Origin of the sequence: Mesorhizobium sp. M7A.F.Ca.CA.004.06.1.1, from assembly GCF_003999135.1 — a bacterium.
Lineage (GTDB): Bacteria > Pseudomonadota > Alphaproteobacteria > Rhizobiales > Rhizobiaceae > Mesorhizobium.
Genome location: NZ_RZPQ01001165.1, coordinates 1 through 1,150 on the forward strand (window position 1 = coordinate 1; position 1,150 = coordinate 1,150).

At 64.2% G+C, this 1,150-nt stretch carries 1 protein-coding gene and 1 pseudogene; both read left to right on the forward strand.

Going from position 1 to position 1,150, the window contains the following annotated elements:
• Nucleotides 1-673: pseudogene (locus tag EN906_RS34810) on the forward strand (caspase family protein); the annotation flags it as partial.
• Between the two features lie 113 nt (nucleotides 674-786).
• On the forward strand, nucleotides 787-1,150 hold a 364-nt coding region (locus tag EN906_RS34815), incomplete at its 3' end, for a hypothetical protein (RefSeq protein ID WP_127375806.1).

Consider the following 1,150-nt stretch of genomic DNA (forward strand, 5'->3'; position numbering starts at 1 on the left):
GCTGTGGTTCCTGCCGGCATCGGGCGACGTGAGCCTGAAGGAGGGCGGCAAACCGCCGCTGATCATCATTCACGACCGCCAGAAACTGGCCGATGCAATGGCCAGGAACCTGCGCACCATCTTCCGCGCCACCGGGCTTTCGCGGCTGGCGGCGGCCACGGACTACAAGCCCGAGGACGTCGACGTCCAGTTTCAGGTCAAACGTCGCGACAAGGATGGCCTCGAACCGCTGCAGGCTTCGGTTGTGCCGCGCGTGTCGCCGGGCGACGAAGTGCATGTGCTGGCCAAGAACGGCTCGGATCTGCTGGTCGACATCAATGTGCTCTATGTCGGCAGCGACTATTCGATCACCCATATCGTTGCCGAACGCCTCGCCCCGCAAGCCATGCTCGAAGAGGGGCTGCTGGCTTTCACCGACACCAGCTTCGGCATGGAGCGGATGATCGCGGTTTTGACCGAGGCGCCGCCGGGGAGCGAGAAGCAGGATCTGAGCTTCCTGGCGCAGGACGGCGTCGCCGCGGCGACACGCGGAATGGGCTCCGCCGGCTTCTCCGACATGCTGACCGATCTCGGCATGGCGCCGGCAACCCGCTCGGTGATGCGGCTTGCCGACAAGAGCGGCCCGAAAGGCGCGGTGATGATTTTCCCGATGGAGACGGTGCCGCGCGCCTGAGCGGATGCCGGCGCCGCATGGCTCTGCCGGCTCTTGCGCGATCGGCGCGATATGAGAACATTCCCGGCCGCGTCTTGGCGCATGACGGCCGGATGAAACGGATAGGATCGATTGTGAAGAATTCTGTGTTTTCCTGGCGTGGAACGGTGGCTGGCCTTGGCGGCGGCCTGTTGTTGATCGCCAACGCTTCGGCGGACGAGGCCTGCGGCCTGTGCGTCAAGCAGATCGTCACCAACTCGGAACTGGCGACGTGTTTTCTCGATCAGTACGACCAGTTCGCCAAAAGCGGCAGCGACGCCGTTGTCGTCGATCTCAGCAACTGCGCCTCGCGCGGCGTCGTCGAAGCCTTGCCGTCACCGAACAAGGGGGCGGCGGAGCCTGACGTGCAGTTCATGATTTCGCGCCTGCAACTGGAATGCCTGAAACGGAAGCTGGAGACGCCGGGCATCGTGCTGGATCCCTCCGCCACCATTGAAC